General features: G+C 56.2%; 16 protein-coding genes. 11 read left to right on the top strand and 5 right to left on the bottom strand.

The window, feature by feature from the left end; all coding sequences use genetic code 11:
* Positions 1-182 precede the first annotated feature (182 nt).
* On the bottom strand, positions 183-1028 hold the full coding sequence (nfo, locus tag NR195_RS07875; RefSeq protein WP_010671008.1) for a deoxyribonuclease IV: 846 nt from the start codon (positions 1026-1028) through the stop codon (positions 183-185).
* Between the two features lie 51 nt (positions 1029-1079).
* Positions 1080-2135 (bottom strand): YeiH family protein, encoded by a 1056-nt coding sequence (locus NR195_RS07870; RefSeq protein ID WP_256844383.1) that lies wholly within the window; start codon positions 2133-2135, stop codon positions 1080-1082.
* Positions 2136-2241: 106 nt separating this feature from the next.
* On the opposite strand from NR195_RS07870, the gene NR195_RS07865 reads away from it, so the two are divergent.
* The 5 genes from NR195_RS07865 to NR195_RS07845 all read left to right on the top strand — a co-directional run bounded on the left by NR195_RS07865 (position 2242) and on the right by NR195_RS07845 (position 7149).
* Positions 2242-2616 (top strand): YkvA family protein, encoded by a 375-nt coding sequence (locus tag NR195_RS07865; protein ID WP_256844382.1) that lies wholly within the window; start codon positions 2242-2244, stop codon positions 2614-2616.
* Between the two features lie 9 nt (positions 2617-2625).
* Positions 2626-3492, top strand: coding sequence for a DNA-binding transcriptional regulator YeiE (yieE, locus tag NR195_RS07860; RefSeq protein WP_010248285.1), 867 nt, complete (start codon positions 2626-2628; stop codon positions 3490-3492).
* 117 nt (positions 3493-3609) lie between these two features.
* A complete protein-coding gene (locus NR195_RS07855) occupies positions 3610-5076 on the top strand; it encodes an amino acid permease (protein ID WP_022625044.1) in 1467 nt (488 codons plus the stop codon).
* Positions 5077-5284: 208 nt separating this feature from the next.
* A complete protein-coding gene (locus NR195_RS07850) occupies positions 5285-6361 on the top strand; it encodes an iron ABC transporter permease (protein ID WP_010248280.1) in 1077 nt (358 codons plus the stop codon).
* Complete coding sequence (locus tag NR195_RS07845; RefSeq protein ID WP_050680545.1) at positions 6361-7149, top strand: ABC transporter ATP-binding protein; 789 nt, start codon at positions 6361-6363, stop codon at positions 7147-7149. The genes NR195_RS07850 and NR195_RS07845 overlap by 1 nt, the downstream gene beginning before the upstream one ends.
* Before the next feature lie 150 nt (positions 7150-7299).
* Here NR195_RS07845 and fghA read toward each other — a convergent pair whose 3' ends face one another.
* The 3 genes from fghA to NR195_RS07830 form a co-directional block, all read right to left on the bottom strand.
* The gene (gene fghA, locus NR195_RS07840) at positions 7300-8142 is read right to left on the bottom strand and encodes an S-formylglutathione hydrolase (protein WP_033758435.1); all 843 of its coding nucleotides are present in this window, start codon (positions 8140-8142) and stop codon (positions 7300-7302) included.
* A 12-nt stretch (positions 8143-8154) separates the two neighbouring features.
* Positions 8155-9279, bottom strand: coding sequence for an S-(hydroxymethyl)glutathione dehydrogenase/class III alcohol dehydrogenase (locus tag NR195_RS07835; protein WP_010248270.1), 1125 nt, complete (start codon positions 9277-9279; stop codon positions 8155-8157).
* A 100-nt stretch (positions 9280-9379) separates the two neighbouring features.
* Positions 9380-10291, bottom strand: coding sequence for a LysR family transcriptional regulator (locus tag NR195_RS07830; protein ID WP_010248266.1), 912 nt, complete (start codon positions 10289-10291; stop codon positions 9380-9382).
* Between the two features lie 117 nt (positions 10292-10408).
* Between NR195_RS07830 and NR195_RS07825 the strand changes: the two genes are divergently transcribed.
* From NR195_RS07825 to mglA, 6 genes are all read left to right on the top strand, one after another.
* A complete protein-coding gene (locus tag NR195_RS07825; RefSeq protein WP_061703764.1) occupies positions 10409-11536 on the top strand; it encodes a YbfB/YjiJ family MFS transporter in 1128 nt (375 codons plus the stop codon).
* 125 nt (positions 11537-11661) lie between these two features.
* On the top strand, positions 11662-12327 hold the full coding sequence (gene folE, locus NR195_RS07820; protein ID WP_010248259.1) for a GTP cyclohydrolase I FolE: 666 nt from the start codon (positions 11662-11664) through the stop codon (positions 12325-12327).
* Positions 12328-12376: 49 nt separating this feature from the next.
* On the top strand, positions 12377-13537 hold the full coding sequence (gene yeiB, locus NR195_RS07815; protein ID WP_256844381.1) for a DUF418 domain-containing protein YeiB: 1161 nt from the start codon (positions 12377-12379) through the stop codon (positions 13535-13537).
* Between the two features lie 147 nt (positions 13538-13684).
* A complete protein-coding gene (gene galS, locus NR195_RS07810; protein ID WP_022625039.1) occupies positions 13685-14725 on the top strand; it encodes an HTH-type transcriptional regulator GalS in 1041 nt (346 codons plus the stop codon).
* A gap of 311 nt (positions 14726-15036) precedes the next feature.
* Complete coding sequence (mglB, locus tag NR195_RS07805) at positions 15037-16032, top strand: galactose/glucose ABC transporter substrate-binding protein MglB (RefSeq protein WP_010248252.1); 996 nt, start codon at positions 15037-15039, stop codon at positions 16030-16032.
* A 68-nt stretch (positions 16033-16100) separates the two neighbouring features.
* A complete protein-coding gene (gene mglA, locus NR195_RS07800; RefSeq protein WP_010248250.1) occupies positions 16101-17621 on the top strand; it encodes a galactose/methyl galactoside ABC transporter ATP-binding protein MglA in 1521 nt (506 codons plus the stop codon).

The raw sequence follows: 17621 nt of genomic DNA, 5'->3' as shown, positions 1-17621 counted from the left end.
CGGCACGACGTCAAAGCCGAAGGTACCGCGTGAGCGGCGCGAGGACGGCCCGGCAGCAGCAGAGGTGCTCAGGCCCGCACTGCGGCTCGCTCGCACTGACAAAAAAGCGGCCACGTTTGACCGTGACAGCCTTTACAAATCTAATCTTAACTGACCAGCATTAAGCCAGCTGGCTCCCTTTTCTATCCCTGCTGTTCGGCTTTCAGCCAGGCAATCTCATCTTTCCAGATATCGGGATTAATGGTTTCCAGAATCAACGGGATGCCATCAAACCGCGGATCTTTCATCAGCCAGCTAAACGCTGTTTTGCCGATATTGCCTTCACCCAGGCTGTGATGGCGGTCAACGCGACTGTCGAAGGCGCTTTTGGCATCGTTAAGGTGCATGCCGCGCAGATAGTTAAAGCCGACAATGCGCTCAAATTCGGCGAAGGTCGCTTCGCAATCCGCTTCGGTACGCAGATCATAACCACCGGCAAACGCATGGCAGGTATCAATACAGACGCCGACACGCGATTTATCTTCAACATGCTCAATAATGGTGGCGAGATGCTCGAAGCGGAAACCCAGATTACTGCCCTGACCGGCGGTATTCTCAATGACGGCGGTGACATTCTGGCTCTGGTCGAGAGCGATGTTGATCGACTCCGCAATCCGCTTCAGACAGGCCTCCTCATCAATCTGATGCAGATGGCTGCCAGGATGGAAGTTCAGCAAAGTCAGGCCGAGCTGGTCGGCACGTCGCAGTTCATCAATAAAAGCCGCGCGGGATTTCTCCAGCGCCTCTTCAACCGGATGACCCAGGTTTATCAGGAAACTGTCGTGCGGCAGGATTTGCTGCGGACCGAATTTGTACGTCTCGCAGGCGGCGCGAAAAGCATCAATCACCTCAGTCGAGAGCGGGGCGGCCTTCCACTGACGTTGATTTTTAGTAAAGAGCGCGAAGGCGGTGGCTTCTATTTCATGGGCGCGGATCACTGCCTGATCCACGCCACCTGCCGCACTCACGTGTGCGCCAATATATTTCATGCCTTTCTCCTGGGGCTGTGCACGGATGAGACGGCATGATACCCGATGCCGCTAGCCCATGAAATGTTGCACCAGCAGATTGATTGCACCGCCGCCCGCGATTAACCAGACAAACACCAGCGCACCCAGCAGCAGCGGTTTAACGCCTGCCTCACGCAATGCCCCGAAACGGGTGGTCAATCCCAGCGCCGCCATCGCCATCGCCAGCAGCAGACCCGCCAGCTGATTCAGCGTCGCCACCACCATGGCAGGCAGCAGCTGCAGCGAGTTAAACAGTGCAACACCGATAAACAGCAGGGCGAACCAGGGAAATGTCACAGCCTGACGCGCGTTGCTTCCTTGACGTTTGCCGCGTATCACGGCGCTCAGGCAGAGCAAAAAGGGAGCCAGCATCATTACCCGCAGCATTTTGGCAATGACCGCGCTGTTCTCGGCTTCCGGGCTGATGCTGTGTCCGGCGGCCACCACCTGCGCCACTTCATGGATGGTTGAGCCGGTAAAAACCCCGAACTGCGCCGCACTCAGTCCCGGGAACAGCTCATGCGCCAGCGGCCACAGCAGCGGATAGATAAAGATCGCCAGCGTGCCGAACAGCACCACGGTCGCGATAGCCACCGCAACTTTCGACGGCGCGGCTTTCACTACCGGCTCGGTCGCCAGTACAGCCGCAGCACCGCAGATACTGCTGCCCGCACCAATCAGCCAGACGGTATCGCGATCCAGCTTCAGCAGCCGCATGCCCAGCAGGCAGGTTATCAGGAAGGTACTGGTCAGGGTCAGCGCATCAATCAGGATGCCGCTGAAACCGACGTCAGCGATTTGTTGTAAAGTGATGCGAAAGCCAAACAGGATGATCCCCAGCCGCAGCAGTTTCTGCTTAGCCAGCAGCACGCCGTTGTCGCAGCGTGACGCCAGCGGCGAATAGATGCTGTTACCGACCAGGATGCCCAGCATAATCGCCAGAGTCAGTGAACCCAGCCCCAGGGCAGCAATCATCGGTTGCTGCGCCAGCCAGCTGGCTGCCCCGGCAATCACGGCGGTCAGCAGCAGACCCGGGATCCAGAGCGGAACGGGATGATGCGGTTTAGCGATGCTCAGTTCAGTCATGGTGGTCACTCCTCCTGGTTGAGACCCGATCATGATGGCAACTGGCTTAAAAGTGAAATTGATAATATATTTATAATTAACCAGAATAAACGATAAGGCAGCAATCATGATAGTTTCGCGTCTGCGCCGCTGGGCGACGCTGATCAAAAGAGATGTGTTTGTGCTGGGGTTTGCCTTCCTCGATCCCCGCACACCCTGGTGGAACAAGCTGGGGATGCTGGGGCTGGTCGCCTATGGCATCAGCCCGATTGATATTATTCCTGATGTGATCCCCTTTGTCGGTCTGCTGGATGACGCGGTGATTATCCCGACGGGCGTCATGGTGCTGCTGCGTTTACTGCCGCGAGAGGTGCGCATCAGCAGCAGCGAGCGGGCACAGTCTCAACGTTCGCGTGGCAAAAAGATTGCAGGCTGGCTGGTGGCGATAGGGCTGATCTGGCTGGCATTAATCATTTACCTGGTCAGGCAGTCACTGAGTTAAGAGGCAACGATGCACATTACGCTGCGGCAAATTGAAGTTTTCACCGAAGTGCTTAAGAGCGGTTCCACCACTCAGGCTTCGCAACTGCTGGCGCTGTCGCAGTCCGCAGTGAGTGCAGCGCTGGCCGATCTGGAGAGTCAGCTCGGCGTGCAACTGTTTGACCGCGTCGGCAAACGGCTGGTGCTCAATGAGCATGGACGGCTGCTCTATCCCCGTGCAGTAGGGCTGCTGGAGCAGGCGGGCGAAATCGAGCAGCTGTTTAAAGAGGATAACGGCGCGATCCGCATCTTTGCCAGCAGCACCATCGGCAACTATCTGCTGCCAGGCATGATGGCCGCTTATCGTCGCGATTTTCCCCGCCTGCCGCTGGAGCTGAGTGTCGGCAACAGTCAGGATGTGATTCAGGCGGTTTCCGATTTCCGCGTCGATGTCGGATTAATTGAAGGGCCGTGCCATATGACCGAGCTGGTCAGCGAGCCCTGGCTCGAAGATGAACTGGTGGTGTTTGCCGCGCCAGATGCGGCGATTCTGCAACAGCCGGTGACGCTGCAAACCCTGGCTGACGCCCCGTGGATCCTGCGCGAACGCGGCTCCGGCACCCGTGAAATTGTCGATTATCTGCTGCTGTCGCATCTGCCGAGTTTTCAGCTGGGCATGGAACTGGGCAATTCAGAGGCGATTAAACATGCGGTGCGGCACGGCATGGGCATCAGCTGTCTTTCGCGCCGGGTGATTGCCGATTTGCTGGAGGCGGGCACGCTGGTTGAACTGACGATTCCGCTGCCGCGTCTCATCCGCACGCTCTATCGCATCCATCACCGGCAGAAGCATATTTCCAAAGCACTGACGCGCTTTTTTTCCTATTGTCGCGAGTAATTACTAATAATTCCGGCGCGATCATGAAGTTAACTAATAACAGGTTGGCATTCGCTATACAGAGGCGATCTGGCTGCTACAATCGCGCCTCATTTTTACCCAGCGTAGCGTTAACACATGCATAATGACTCAAATACAACACAACAACCTGCATTACGACGTGCGTTAAAAGCCCGTCACCTGACGATGATCGCCATCGGCGGCTCCATTGGTACCGGCCTGTTTGTCGCCTCCGGTGCCACCATCGCTCAGGCTGGCCCCGGTGGAGCACTGCTCTCCTATATCCTCATCGGCCTGATGGTCTACTTCCTGATGACCAGCCTCGGCGAACTGGCTGCGTTCATGCCGGTATCGGGTTCCTTCGCCACCTACGGCGCGAAATATGTCGAAGAGGGCTTTGGTTTCGCACTCGGCTGGAACTACTGGTACAACTGGGCGGTGACCATCGCGGTTGACCTGGTAGCGTCCCAGCTGGTGATGAACTACTGGTTCCCCGACACGCCTGGCTGGATCTGGAGCGCGCTGTTCCTGGGGCTGATGTTCCTGCTCAACTACATTTCGGTCAAAGGCTTTGGCGAGGCGGAATACTGGTTCTCGCTGATTAAAGTGGCCACCGTGATTATCTTTATCATCGTTGGCGTGCTGATGATCACCGGCATTATGCGCGGTGCTGAACATGCGGGCTGGCAAAACTGGCAGGTGGGCGACGCGCCGTTTGCGGGCGGCTTTGCGGCCATGATCGGGGTGGCGATGATTGTGGGATTCTCCTTCCAGGGCACCGAACTGATCGGTATCGCGGCGGGCGAATCTGAAGATCCGGCGAAAAATATTCCGCGCGCTGTGCGGCAGATTTTCTGGCGTATCCTGCTGTTCTATGTGTTCGCTATCCTGATTATCAGCCTGATCCTGCCATACACCGATCCGCAGTTGCTGCACAATGATATCGACGATATCAGCGTCAGCCCGTTCACCCTGGTGTTCCAGAACGCCGGTCTGCTCTCTGCCGCCGCCGTCATGAATGCGGTGATCCTGACGGCTGTGCTGTCAGCGGGTAACTCCGGGATGTATGCGTCAACGCGTATGCTTTACAACCTTGCCAGCGAAGGTAAAGCGCCACGGATTTTCGCGAAGCTCTCAAAGGGCGGCGTGCCGCGTAATGCCCTGTGGGCCACCACCGTGGTGGCCGGACTGTGCTTCCTGACCTCAAAATTTGGTAATCAGGAAGTCTATCTGTGGCTGCTGAATACCTCAGGCATGACCGGGTTTATTGCCTGGCTGGGTATTGCCATCAGTCACTATCGCTTCCGTCGGGGCTATGTGGCCCAGGGACGTGACCTGAACGATCTGCCTTACCGTTCCGGCTTCTTCCCGCTGGGTCCGATTTTCGCCTTTGTGCTCTGCCTGATCATCACGCTGGGTCAGAACTACCAGGCATTCCTTAACGACAGCATCGACTGGTATGGCGTGGCGGCAACCTATATCGGCATTCCGCTGTTCCTGATTATCTGGTTCGGCTACAAGCTGACGCGCGGCAGCCGTTTCGTGAAGTACAGCGAAATGGAGTTCCCGGTTCACAAAGATTAACTCTGCGTCATCGCCCGCACAAAACCCGCCAGGGATGGCGGGTTCTGCGTCTTTGCGAAAGGCGCAGGCTCCCTGAGCCATTCTCCTGCCTGCAACACCGTTTTTTACTGTTTTTTCACGTCTCGCTTATGTTCTCGAATTGATAATTATTATCACCTGCACTATTGTGGCTGCGTTTTCTGACGTGATAGCCACACAGGGTTCAAACATGACTACCGAAACTTCGCTGCTGGCGGGGGAAGAGACGCTTCACCACACCATGCAAAACTATCATCAGGTGCTGCGCCGCCGCTTAATCTGGATTGGCGTGCTGTTGCTGGCGATACTCGCCTCGCTGATCCTCGACTTCACGCTGGGTCCGGCGGGACTCTCACTTGAAACGCTGTGGAATACGCTGCTCAGCCCCGAGAGCGTGGATGCCGGCACGCGCGTCATTGTCTGGGACATTCGTCTGCCCTATGCGCTGATGGCGCTGGTAGTGGGCCTGTCGCTGGGTCTGGCGGGCGCAGAAATGCAGACCATCCTTAATAACCCGCTGGCCAGTCCGTTTACCCTCGGTGTCTCATCGGCGGCGGCGTTTGGCGCCGCGCTGGCCATCATCCTCGGCGTGGGTATTCCCGGCATTCCCGATCAGTGGTTAATTTCTGCCAACGCCTTTGTCTTTGCTCTGTTTGCCGCGCTGATGCTGGATGCCGTAACCCGCTGGACTCAGGTCTCTTCGGCGGGCGTGGTGCTGTTCGGTATCGCGCTGGTCTTCACCTTTAACGCTCTGGTATCCATGATGCAGTTCATCGCCAGCGAAGATACCCTGCAGGGCCTGGTGTTCTGGACCATGGGCAGCCTGGCGCGCGCCTCCTGGGAAAAGCTGGGCGTGCTGAGCGTGGCGCTGGCCATTCTGGTACCGTTTTCAATGATGAGCAGCTGGAAGCTGACGGCGCTGCGTCTGGGCGAAGACCGCGCGGTAAGCTTTGGCATTGATGTGCGTCGTCTGCGCCTGACTACGTTACTGCGCATCAGTATCCTCTCTGCCCTGGCGGTCGCGTTTGTCGGCCCGATCGGTTTCATTGGGCTGGTCGCTCCCCATATCGCCCGCATGATGTTTGGTGAAGATCACCGTTTCTATCTGCCCGCCAGTGCGCTGGTCGGTGCGCTGGTGCTGTCGCTGGCGTCGGTCGCCTCGAAAAACCTGCTCCCCGGTGTAATCATCCCGGTTGGCATTGTCACCTCACTGATTGGCGTGCCGTTCTTCCTGAGTATTATTCTGCGTCATCGGGGGACGGTATGATGGAACAGGGTCTGACGTTACGCGGCTTCAGTGCCGGGTACCCAAAAAATAAAGTCATTGATAATCTTAATATCGCGCCGCTGCCGCGCGGCGAGATCACCGTGCTGTTGGGGCCGAATGGCTGTGGTAAATCGACGCTGCTGCGTGCACTGGCCGGTCTGAATAAAGGCCAGGGCGAGATGTGGCTCAACGGTGAGGATCTCATGACCCAGCCGTTTGCCCGGCGTGCGAAGAACGTGGTCTATCTGCCGCAGTCGCTGCCTGCGGGCGTGCATCTGCATGTGCTGGAGTCGATCATCGTGGCGCAGCGTGCCTCCGGTGGTCTGCACAGCGCCAGCAGCGAAGCGGAAATCATGCATCTGCTGGAACAACTGGGCATTGCCCATCTGGCGATGCGATATCTCGATCAGCTCTCCGGCGGACAGAAACAGCTGGTCGGGCTGGCGCAGTCACTGATCCGTCGCCCTAAGCTGCTGCTGCTGGATGAACCGCTGAGCGCGCTGGATCTCAACTACCAGTTTCACGTGATGGATCTGGTGCGGCGCGAAACCGCTCAGCGTAACATCGTGACGGTGGTAGTGGTGCATGACATCAATATTGCACTGCGTCATGCGCAACATGCGCTGATGCTGAAGCAGGGCGCGCTGGCGGCGGAAGGGCAGCCGGATAAGGTGATCACGCCTGCCACTCTGGCAAAAGTGTATGGCGTCGATGGTCGTATCGAACACTGCTCGCGTGGTATTCCGCAGGTGATGATCGACGGGCTGACAGGCCCGGCACTGGTCTGATATTGAGCAGGCGTCCGGTAGGGCGCTGAGCATCACTGTTCTGAGAAAGGAATTTTACAGGGCAGGCTGGCAGGACGCTGGCTCTGTGACAGAGCGTTAGCCAGCAGAGCAGGCATAAAAGTTCAGGGCCGCGAATGCGGCCCTGATTGTTTACGCCAGCAGATGCTGCGCATGGAAGCGCAGATGATCTTCCACAAAGCTGGCTATAAAGAAGTAGCTATGGTCATAACCCGGCTGAATGCGCAGCGTCAGCGGGAAACCCACCTCATTCGCGACGTCTTCTAACCGCTCCGGTTGCAGCTGATCGGCCAGGAACTGATCGCTGTCGCCCTGATCGATCAGCATCGGCAGCCGATGCGACACCTCTGCCATCAGCTGGCAGCTGTCATATTCCCGCCACGTTGCACGATCGTCGCCCAGATAGGCCTGAAACGCTTTCTGGCCCCAGGGTACCTGCATCGGATTCACAATCGGAGCAAAAGCGGAAGCCGAGGCAAAGCGGTTACCCAGACGCAGCGCCAGCATCAGCGCGCCGTGTCCGCCCATGGAGTGACCCATAATCGACTGACGTTCACTGACCTTGAAGTTATCCGCAATCAGGGCGGGTAACTCGCTGCTCAGATAATCGAACATGCGGAAATGGCTGGCCCAGGGCTGTTGGGTGGCATTGAGATAAAATCCCGCGCCCTGACCCAGATCGTATCCTTCATCATTCGCAACCCCTTCGCCGCGCGGGCTGGTGTCCGGCATAATCAGCACCAGACCCAGTTCCGCTGCAACCCGCTGTGCGCCGGCTTTGCTGGTGAAGTTCTCATCGTTGCAGGTCAGCCCGGCCAGAAACCAGACCACCGGCGGCGGCGCATCACCGTGCGGGCCAGGCAGATAGATGCTGAAGGTCATCGGGCAGTTCAGCAGCAAAGACTGATGACGCCAGCGCTGCTGCCAGCCGCCAAAAATACGGTGTTCTTCCAGTAGCTCCAGAGTGGATGCCATAACGCCTCCTGATTACTTGTTAAAATGCACGACCGAGCGAATCGATTTTCCTTCGTGCATCAAATCAAAGGCGTCGTTGATCTCTTCCAGCGGCATGGTGTGAGTGATGAAGTCGTTCAGCGCAAATTTACCGTCGAGGTAATCCTGCACAATGCCAGGCAACTGCGAGCGGCCTTTTACGCCGCCAAACGCGGAACCGCGCCAGACGCGACCGGTCACCAGCTGGAAGGGACGGGTGGAGATCTCTTCACCGGCACCGGCGACGCCGATAATCACGGACTCGCCCCAGCCTTTGTGGCAGCACTCCAGCGCGGAACGCATCACGTTGACGTTACCAATACATTCAAACGAGAAATCCACGCCGCCGTCGGTCAGCTCGACAATCACATCCTGAATCGGCTTGTCGTAATCTTTCGGGTTGATCAGATCGGTGGCACCCAGTTTGCGTGCCAGATCGAATTTGCTGGTGTTAAGGTCGATGGCAATGATGCGGCCTGCTTTCGCCATCTTCGCGCCGATGACCGCAGAGAGGCCAATGCCGCCGAGACCGAAAATCGCCACGGTGTCGCCTTCTTTCACTTTGGCGGTGTTCATCACCGCGCCCATGCCAGTGGTCACGCCACAGCCCAGCAGACAAACCTCTTCCAGCGGCGCTTCTTTACTGATTTTCGCCAGCGAGATCTCCGGGATTACCGTGTACTCAGAGAAGGTTGAGGTGCCCATATAGTGGAAAATGGGTTTGCCATCTTTAAAGAAACGGGTGGTGCCATCCGGCATCAGGCCTTTACCCTGAGTGGTACGGATCGCCTGGCAGAGGTTAGTTTTGCCTGAAAGACAATATTTACATTTGCCACACTCCGGCGTGTAGAGCGGAATGACGTGGTCACCCACTTCAACGCTGGTCACGCCTTCGCCCACGGCTTCGACGATGCCGCCGCCTTCATGGCCAAGAATCGCCGGGAAAACGCCTTCCGGGTCGGTGCCGGACAGGGTGTAGGCGTCGGTATGACAGACGCCGGTCGCGACGATACGCACCAGCACTTCACCTTTCTGTGGTGGCATTAAATCAACTTCTTCGATTTTCAGCGGTTCGCCAGCAGCCCAGGCAACAGCGGCACGGGTTTTGATCATATTCATGCAATCCCTCTTCCAGTCAGATTGTGACGCGCAGTGGCGCCGGGTGGTCGTGATGATTCAAAGCCTGGTGGGTCAGGCTCTTAAACATAGCGTGGAACGCTTATTCCGCCGCCTGTAATGGGTAAATCAGCTCATCGTTGAGCGGACGATCGTCAAATTGTTCAATAATCAGGTACTTCAGTGCTTCTACATTCGGCGTAAAGGCGTCGCGTCGCCACATCAGCCAGGTGGCGGTGTCGCGATAAGCGGGAGGTAACGTATGCGCCTGCACCCGTGACCGATCCGCCATCTGCTTCAGCACCGAGGCCGGGATCATCGCTACGCCCGCACCGCCTGCCACGCAGGCCAGCATGGCGTGATAGGACTGAATCTCCATCACACTGTTGGGTGCGGTCTGGCTGTCCCGATACCAGCTCTCCAGCTTCACCCGGTAAGAGCAGCTGTTGCGAAAGGCAAACAGGGTATCGTCCTGCACGTCGCGCGCGGTGGCGATTGGCGCATGATCGAGGCCGGTGATCAGTATCATCTCTTCGCGAAAGGCGATGCAGCCATTGAGATCGTCATGGGAGACCGGGCCATCCACCAGCGCGGCCGCCAGGGTGCCTTCACGCACCCGATCGATGATTTCGCCCGAGGTGCCGGTAATCAGCGACAGCGCCACTTTGGGGAAGCGCTGGTGATAGGCGGCGAGCAGGCCGGGCAGACGCGTCGCCGCGGTGCTCTCCATTGAGCCCAGCGCAAAGTTGCCCGCCGGTTCACCGGTGCGGGTCATGCTCATCGCTTCTTCACTTAATGCCAGGATACGCTGCGCATAATTCAGAAAATTATGGCCCATTGGTGACAGGCGAATGCGCTGTTTCTCACGAATAAAGAGATCCACACCTAATTCTTCTTCCAGCTGGCGCAGCCGCGTGGTGAGATTAGAGGGGACGCGATGCAGCTGTTCTGCTGCGCGCGCCAGTGAACCCGTTTCGGCGACGGAACAGAACATACGCAGCTGAACTAAATCCATATCTTCTCTTCCTGTAAGCAAGTTGGTTAAAATTATTCACTTTCCGTGAGTTTAATCATCCTGCATGCTGTTAGCAAGTCAGAAGAGATCTCAGGGCAGAACAACAGGAGTTCAGCAATGGCGTTACGCGTCGCGCTCAGCGCGTTTTTAACCTTATTTGTCGCGATGGGCATTGGCCGGTTTGCTTTCACGCCCCAGGTGCCGCTGATGATTCAGGCACACCAGCTGACACTCACCAGTGCCAGCCTGGTCGCGGCACTTAACTATCTTGGCTATCTGTGTGGCTCATTTGATGCCATGCGCGCACACCGGCGGGTTGAGCTGCGATTGCAGGCGGGCGTATGGGGCGCGGTGATCCTGACCCTGCTCTCAGCATTCGCCAGCGGACCGTGGCTGCACGGCGCAATCCGCTTTCTGATTGGCTGGTCCAGCGGCTGGGCGATGGTGCTGGTGGCGGCCTGGAGCAATGAACAGCTGCATCGCCATGGCCGGGCAGGGCTGTCGGCGGCTGTTTTTGCCGGGCCAGGCTGCGGCATTTTTGTCAGCGGTCTGCTGGGGGTAGCGCTGCACACATTGCAGGTTTCTGCCGGTCTGGCCTGGGCCGCTTATGGTGCGCTGGCGCTGCTGCTGATTGCGCTGATTACCCGTAATCTGCCGCGTCGGGGCGAACTGCATCGCCCGGATCAGGCACCCGAGCCGCTGGTGCTGGATCGCAACCTTAAACGGCTGGTACTGAGTTACAGTCTGGCGGGCTTTGGCTACATTCTGCCCGCCACCTTTTTGTCGCAGATGGCCGCCACGCGGTTTCCTGACGGCATCTTCGCGCAGTTTGTCTGGCCGATTTTTGGCGGCGCGGCGATGATCGGCATCCTGCTGGGGATCCTGACGCGACGCTGGGGGCACAGCCACGTCCGCCTGGCACTGGTGCTGTGGGCGCAGGCGCTGGGCGTATTTGCCGCGGCGCTGCTGCCAGGCTTTAGCGGCCTGCTGGCCGGTGCGCTGCTGGTGGGGGGCGGTTTCCTCAGCGTGGTGCAGCTGTCGCTGCTCTGCGCCCGTGAGCTGGCACCTAATCATCTGCGCTACATGGCTGGCCTGCTGACCACCGGCTATGCTATCGGGCAGCTGGTCGGCCCGCTGCTCTCTTTTCTCTCCACAGCCCTGTTACATCGGCTGGAGCCTGCCCTGTGGGTTGCCGGGGTTAGCCTGGTCTGGGCCGGCCTGCTGGTGTGGCGGCGAACCGGGTGAAAAGCTTTCATCACCAATCTGATTGATTGCTGGATTCCCCGCAAAGAAAGTTTCACAATACGCGCCTGATTACAGGGCCCGCTGGCAAAAGCTGGCGGGCGCAACACCAGCCGGAGAAGAGTAAGATGAGCACCCTAAGTCAGGAAGCTGCCCTGGTTCACGAAGCGCTGCTGGCGCGTGGACTGGAAACGCCGTTACGTGCACCGACGCGCGATATAGATGACAACACACGTAAAAGTCTGATTGCCGGGCACATGACCGAGATTATGCAGCTGCTGAATCTGGATCTTGAAGATGACAGCCTGATGGAAACGCCGCATCGCATCGCCAAAATGTATGTGGATGAAGTCTTTTCCGGTCTCGACTACGCCAACTTCCCGAAAATCACCGTCATTGAGAATAAAATGAAGGTTGATGAGATGGTGACCGTGCGTGATATCACGCTGACCAGCACCTGTGAACACCACTTTGTGATCATCGATGGCAAAGCGACCGTCGCCTACATTCCCAAAGAAAAGGTGATTGGCCTGTCGAAAATCAACCGTATCGTGCAGTTCTTCGCCCAGCGCCCGCAGGTGCAGGAGCGTCTGACGCAGCAGGTTCTGGTCGCATTGCAGACGCTGCTGGGCACCAACAATGTGGCTGTTTCTATTGATGCGGTGCATTACTGCGTGAAAGCGCGTGGCGTAAAAGATGCCACCAGTGCCACCACGACGACCTCTCTGGGCGGCCTGTTCAAGTCCAGCCAGAATACCCGCCAGGAATTTTTGCGCGCGGTGCGCCATAGTTGAGTCTACGGCGGGCGCATAACGTTGCCCGCCTCAATGGTGCAGGTGCCGCATGCAACGCTATCACGCGCTGGATTTCATTCGTGGATGTGCCATTCTCGGCATTCTGCTGCTCAATATTGTCGGCTTTGGCCTGCCTTCTGCCGCCTACCTTAATCCGGCCTGGCAGGGCAGCGTCAGCCTGTCCGATGTCTGGACATGGGCGATCTCTGACGCCTTTGCCCAGCTCAAATTCCTCACCCTGTTTGCGCTGCTGTTTGGCGCAGGTCTGCAAATGCAGCTGCCACGCGGCAGTCGCTGGTTGACTGCCCGGCTCTCACTGCTGGTGCTGATCGGTTTTCTGCACGGCGTCTTTCTCTGGGAGGGCGATATCCTGCTGGACTACGGCATTATCGGACTGGTGGTCTGGCGGGTAGTGCGCGATGTCCCTTCCACCCGCAGCCTGATGAATACCGGCATTCTGCTCTATCTGGTGGGCTGTGGCGTTCTGCTGGTGTTTGGGTCAATCTCCGATCCTGAACCGACCCGATCCTGGCTGCCAGGTGCTGCCGATCTGCAATATGAACAGTACTGGAAACTGACCGGCGGCTGGGAAGCGATGCAGAACCGGCTGGATCATCTCTCGTCAGGACTGATGGCGCTGGCGGCGCAGTATGGCTGGCAGCTGGCGGGCCTGATGATGATCGGTGGCGCACTGCTGCGCAGTGGCTGGCTGATTGGCGAGTTTTCAGCGCAACATTACCGTCAGGCGGCGGCGCTGCTGCTGACGATGGGGTTGTTGATTGCGGTGGCCGGTGTGGCAGCGCAATGGCTGTTACATTGGGAATTCCGCTGGACCGCTTTTTATCTGCAAACCCCGCGCGATCTCGCCAGCCCGCTGATTAGCCTGGGCTATGCCGCGCTCTGTCTGGCTTACTGGCCGCAGATAGCGCGCTGGCGCATCAGCTATGCCATTCAGTGCGTGGGCCGCATGGCGCTGACCAACTATCTGCTGCAGTCGCTGATCTGCACCACGCTATTCTATCGCTTCGGCTTCTATATGCACTTTACCCGGCTGGAGCTGGTGCTGATGGTGCCTGCGGTCTGGCTTATCAATATCCTGTTTTCACTCATCTGGTTACATTTCTTCGCACAGGGTCCGCTGGAGTGGCTGTGGCGGCGGCTCACGCTGATCTCAGCCGGTAAATCGCGCATCACTGACAACGCCAGATAATGACCGCCATCACAAAGGTTACAGAATTGTATGTAACCGTTTTCATTGATGTGACGCAATTCACGCTGTACGCCTCCTGCCCCTGACAAAATAGCGCCGGTGTTCAACCCGGCGTGATGCCTTATTTTTCCTTTGTGGAACTGCTGCATGATAACAATTCGTGATGTTGCCCGTCAGGCTGGCGTGTCGGTAGCGACCGTGTCGCGCGTCCTCAATCAGAGCAGCGCCGTCACCTCTGACACCCGCGACGCCGTGTTACAGGCGGTGGAAGCGCTGGGCTATCGCCCCAACGCCAATGCGCAGGCGCTGGCGACGCAGGTCAGTGACACCATTGGTGTGGTGGTGATGGATGTTTCGGATCCCTTCTTCGGTGCACTGGTTAAAGCGGTGGATACCGTGGCGCAGCGCGTGCACAAACATGTGTTAATCAGCAACTCCTGGCATCAGGAAGAGAAAGAGCGTCATGCCATTGAAGTGCTGATTCGTCAGCGTTGCAGCGCCCTGGTGGTACACGCGAAAACGCTGCCTGACGCTGAACTGGCGGATTTTATGCGCCACGTTCCGGGCATGGTGGTGATTAACCGCATCGTGCCCGGATTTGAACACCGCAGTGTCAGTCTGGATAACGTCACGGGTGCGTTGATGGCCTCACGAACCCTGCTACAGCAGGGGCATAGCCGCATTGGCTACCTTTGTTCCAGCCATCCCATCGAAGATGTGGCGCAGCGCCGTGAAGGATGGATTCAGGCGATGGCAGAGCAGGGCATCCGGCCGCAGGAGAGCTGGATAGCCAGCGCAGAGCCCGATATGCAGGGCGGCGAAGCGGCGATGGTGGAGCTGCTGGGACGCAATCTCAACCTCAGTGCGGTGTTTGCCTATAACGACGGCATGGCGGCTGGCGCACTCACTGCGCTGAAAGACAACGGCATCCAGGTGCCACAGCATTTTTCTGTCATTGGCTTTGATGACATCCCCATTTCACGTTATACCGATCCGCAGTTAACCACTGTGCGCTATCCCATTGTATCTATGGCAAAAATCGCCACTGAACTGGCGCTACAGGGCGCAGCCGGACTGCTGGATGACACGGCAACGCACATCTTTATGCCAACGCTGGTGCGGCGTCATTCGGTGGCGCAGCGGCAAAATGTGGAGTCCGTCACTAATTCAGGCGATTCAGCCATGTAACCGTTTTCAATCTGTGATTACATTCACAGTTAATTAACATTGCTCTCACTATGATGGCAGCGTCTTACCGGACTGAAACATTATGTAACGCCAGTGTAACGGCATCAGTTGTGGTCTCAGTAGCCGGTTAAAGGGTTTATACCCTCTTCATGGAAGCATTCTGGCACAGGGAAGTCAGGTTTTAGACGGTGTTCAATGGCTTAACATTCTCATTACGTTAACCGACGCGCCGATCTGTTTTACCGATTGCTCTCCCGCCTGTATGGCGCGGTAGCGCTAAAAAGACCCTGCATAATAAAACCGGAGATACCATGAATAAGAAGGTTTTCACGCTTACAGCACTGGTTGCCAGCATGATGTTTGGTGCAACCGCTCACGCAGCTGACACCCGTATCGGCGTGACCATTTACAAATATGATGACAACTTCATGTCAATGGTGCGCAAAGACATCGAGAAAGAAGCGAAAGCGATCGGTGGCGTGCAGTTGCTGATGAATGATTCACAGAATGACCAGTCCAAACAGAACGATCAGATTGACGTGCTGATGGCAAAAGGCGTGAAAGCGCTGGCGATTAACCTGGTTGACCCGGCTGCGGCTGCGGTGGTAGTAGACAAAGCGCGTGCCAACGACGTGCCGGTGGTCTTCTTCAACAAAGAACCTAACGCCAAAGTGCTGGCCGGTTATGACAAAGCTTACTATGTCGGTACCGACTCTAAAGAGTCAGGCATCATTCAGGGTCAGCTGATTGAGAAACACTGGAAAGCCACACCCGCGTGGGATCTGAACAAAGATGGTCAGATTCAGTTCGTGCTGCTGAAAGGCGAGCCGGGCCATCCTGATGCAGAAGCCCGTACCAAATATGTGATCGATACCCTGAACAAAGATGGTCTGAAAACCCAGCAGTTAGCGATGGATACTGCAATGTGGGATACCGCTCAGGCCAAAGATAAGATGGATGCGTGGCTGTCAGGCCCGAATGCCAAAAAAATCGAAGTCGTGATTGCCAACAACGATGCGATGGCGATGGGTGCGGTTGAAGCGCTGAAAGCGCACAACATGACCTCAATTCCGGTCTTCGGCGTCGATGCACTGCCAGAAGCGCTGGCGCTGGTGAAATCCGGTGCGCTGGCCGGTACCGTGCTGAACGATGCGGAAAACCAGGCGAAAGCAACGCTGGATATTGCCAACAATCTGGCTAACGGCAAAGCCGCCACCGACGGAACAAACTTCAAGATGGTTGATAAGATCGTCCGCGTTCCTTACGTGCCGGTTGATAAAGAAAATCTGTCTCAGTTCGTGAAATAAGATCGATTACGGGCGCGACCGCTGTCGCGCCTTTTTTATGTCACCACCGTTTTTTAGCCAGGTAAAATATGGCCAGTGATAATACGACCGCGCAGCGAGAATATCTGCTGGAAATGACGGATGTCTCAAAATCATTTCCCGGCGTTAAAGCGTTAGATAATGTGAATTTAAAAGTGCGGCCTCACTCTGTTCATGCATTAATGGGCGAGAACGGTGCCGGGAAATCCACCTTATTAAAATGCCTGTTTGGTATTTATAAAAAAGATACCGGCAGTATCCTGTTTCAGGGTAAAGAGATCGACTATAAAAGTTCCAAAGAGGCGCTGGAAAATGGCGTGTCGATGGTGCATCAGGAATTAAACCTGGTCCTGCAGCGTACCGTGATGGACAATATGTGGCTTGGGCGTTATCCGCGCAAAGGCTTCTTTGTCGATCAGGATAAAATGTACCGGGATACTAAAGCGATTTTTGACGAGCTGGATATTGATATCGATCCGCGAGACAAAGTTGCCAATCTTTCTGTATCGCAGATGCAGATGATTGAAATTGCCAAAGCGTTTTCCTACGACGCGAAAATTGTGATTATGGATGAGCCGACCTCCTCGTTAACCGAGAAAGAGGTTAATCACCTGTTCACGATTATTCGTAAGCTGAAAGATCGCGGCTGTGGCATTGTTTATATTTCGCATAAAATGGAAGAGATTTTCCAGCTGTGTGATGAGATCACTATCCTGCGTGATGGTCAGTGGATCACTTCTCAGCCGCTGGAAGGGCTGGATATGGATAAGATCATCTCCATGATGGTTGGCCGTTCACTGAACCAGCGTTTCCCTGACCGTACCAACGTGCCAGGCGAGACGATTCTTGAGGTGCGTCATCTGACGTCACTGCGTCAGCCATCGATTCGCGACATCTCATTTGATTTGCGTAAAGGGGAGATACTCGGCATTGCCGGGCTGGTGGGCGCCAAACGTACCGATATCGTCGAAACGCTGTTTGGCATTCGCGAAAAATCGGGCGGCACCATTAAACTGCATGGCAAACCGATTAATAATCACAGCGCCAATGAAGCCATTAACCACGGTTTTGCGCTGGTGACTGAAGAGCGTCGCTCAACCGGTATTTATGCTTTCCTCGACATTGGTTTTAACTCGCTTATTTCCAATATCAAAAAATATAAAAACAGTATGGGACTGCTGGATAATAAACGCATGAAGAGTGATACCCAATGGGTGATCGATTCTATGCGTGTAAAAACGCCAGGCCACCATACTCAGATTGGTTCGCTTTCGGGCGGTAACCAGCAAAAAGTGATTATTGGCCGCTGGTTATTGACCCAGCCTGAAATCCTGATGCTTGATGAACCCACTCGCGGTATTGATGTTGGTGCAAAATTCGAAATTTACCAGTTAATTGCTGAGCTGGCGAAAAGAGAAAAGGGCATCATTATTATCTCATCCGAAATGCCGGAGCTGTTAGGCATTACCGATCGAATTCTGGTAATGAGTAATGGTCTGGTAGCAGGCATAGTTGATACCAAAACGACCACGCAGAACGAAATATTGCGTTTAGCGTCATTACACCTTTAA

The sequence above is a fragment of the Pantoea sp. Ft-CA_14 genome (assembly GCF_024520875.1).
Taxonomy (GTDB): domain Bacteria; phylum Pseudomonadota; class Gammaproteobacteria; order Enterobacterales; family Enterobacteriaceae; genus Pantoea; species Pantoea agglomerans.
This window is presented reverse-complemented; position numbering and strand designations above follow the sequence as displayed.

Coding starts and splice junctions, on each gene's coding strand:
- nfo (WP_010671008.1), bottom strand. CDS start 1,028: ATGAAATATATTGGCGCACACGTGAGTGCGGCAGGTGGCGTGGATCAG.
- NR195_RS07870 (WP_256844383.1), bottom strand. CDS start 2,135: ATGACTGAACTGAGCATCGCTAAACCGCATCATCCCGTTCCGCTCTGG.
- NR195_RS07865 (WP_256844382.1), top strand. CDS start 2,242: ATGATAGTTTCGCGTCTGCGCCGCTGGGCGACGCTGATCAAAAGAGAT.
- yieE (WP_010248285.1), top strand. CDS start 2,626: ATGCACATTACGCTGCGGCAAATTGAAGTTTTCACCGAAGTGCTTAAG.
- NR195_RS07855 (WP_022625044.1), top strand. CDS start 3,610: ATGCATAATGACTCAAATACAACACAACAACCTGCATTACGACGTGCG.
- NR195_RS07850 (WP_010248280.1), top strand. CDS start 5,285: ATGACTACCGAAACTTCGCTGCTGGCGGGGGAAGAGACGCTTCACCAC.
- NR195_RS07845 (WP_050680545.1), top strand. CDS start 6,361: ATGGAACAGGGTCTGACGTTACGCGGCTTCAGTGCCGGGTACCCAAAA.
- fghA (WP_033758435.1), bottom strand. CDS start 8,142: ATGGCATCCACTCTGGAGCTACTGGAAGAACACCGTATTTTTGGCGGC.
- NR195_RS07835 (WP_010248270.1), bottom strand. CDS start 9,279: ATGAATATGATCAAAACCCGTGCCGCTGTTGCCTGGGCTGCTGGCGAA.
- NR195_RS07830 (WP_010248266.1), bottom strand. CDS start 10,291: ATGGATTTAGTTCAGCTGCGTATGTTCTGTTCCGTCGCCGAAACGGGT.
- NR195_RS07825 (WP_061703764.1), top strand. CDS start 10,409: ATGGCGTTACGCGTCGCGCTCAGCGCGTTTTTAACCTTATTTGTCGCG.
- folE (WP_010248259.1), top strand. CDS start 11,662: ATGAGCACCCTAAGTCAGGAAGCTGCCCTGGTTCACGAAGCGCTGCTG.
- yeiB (WP_256844381.1), top strand. CDS start 12,377: ATGCAACGCTATCACGCGCTGGATTTCATTCGTGGATGTGCCATTCTC.
- galS (WP_022625039.1), top strand. CDS start 13,685: ATGATAACAATTCGTGATGTTGCCCGTCAGGCTGGCGTGTCGGTAGCG.
- mglB (WP_010248252.1), top strand. CDS start 15,037: ATGAATAAGAAGGTTTTCACGCTTACAGCACTGGTTGCCAGCATGATG.
- mglA (WP_010248250.1), top strand. CDS start 16,101: ATGGCCAGTGATAATACGACCGCGCAGCGAGAATATCTGCTGGAAATG.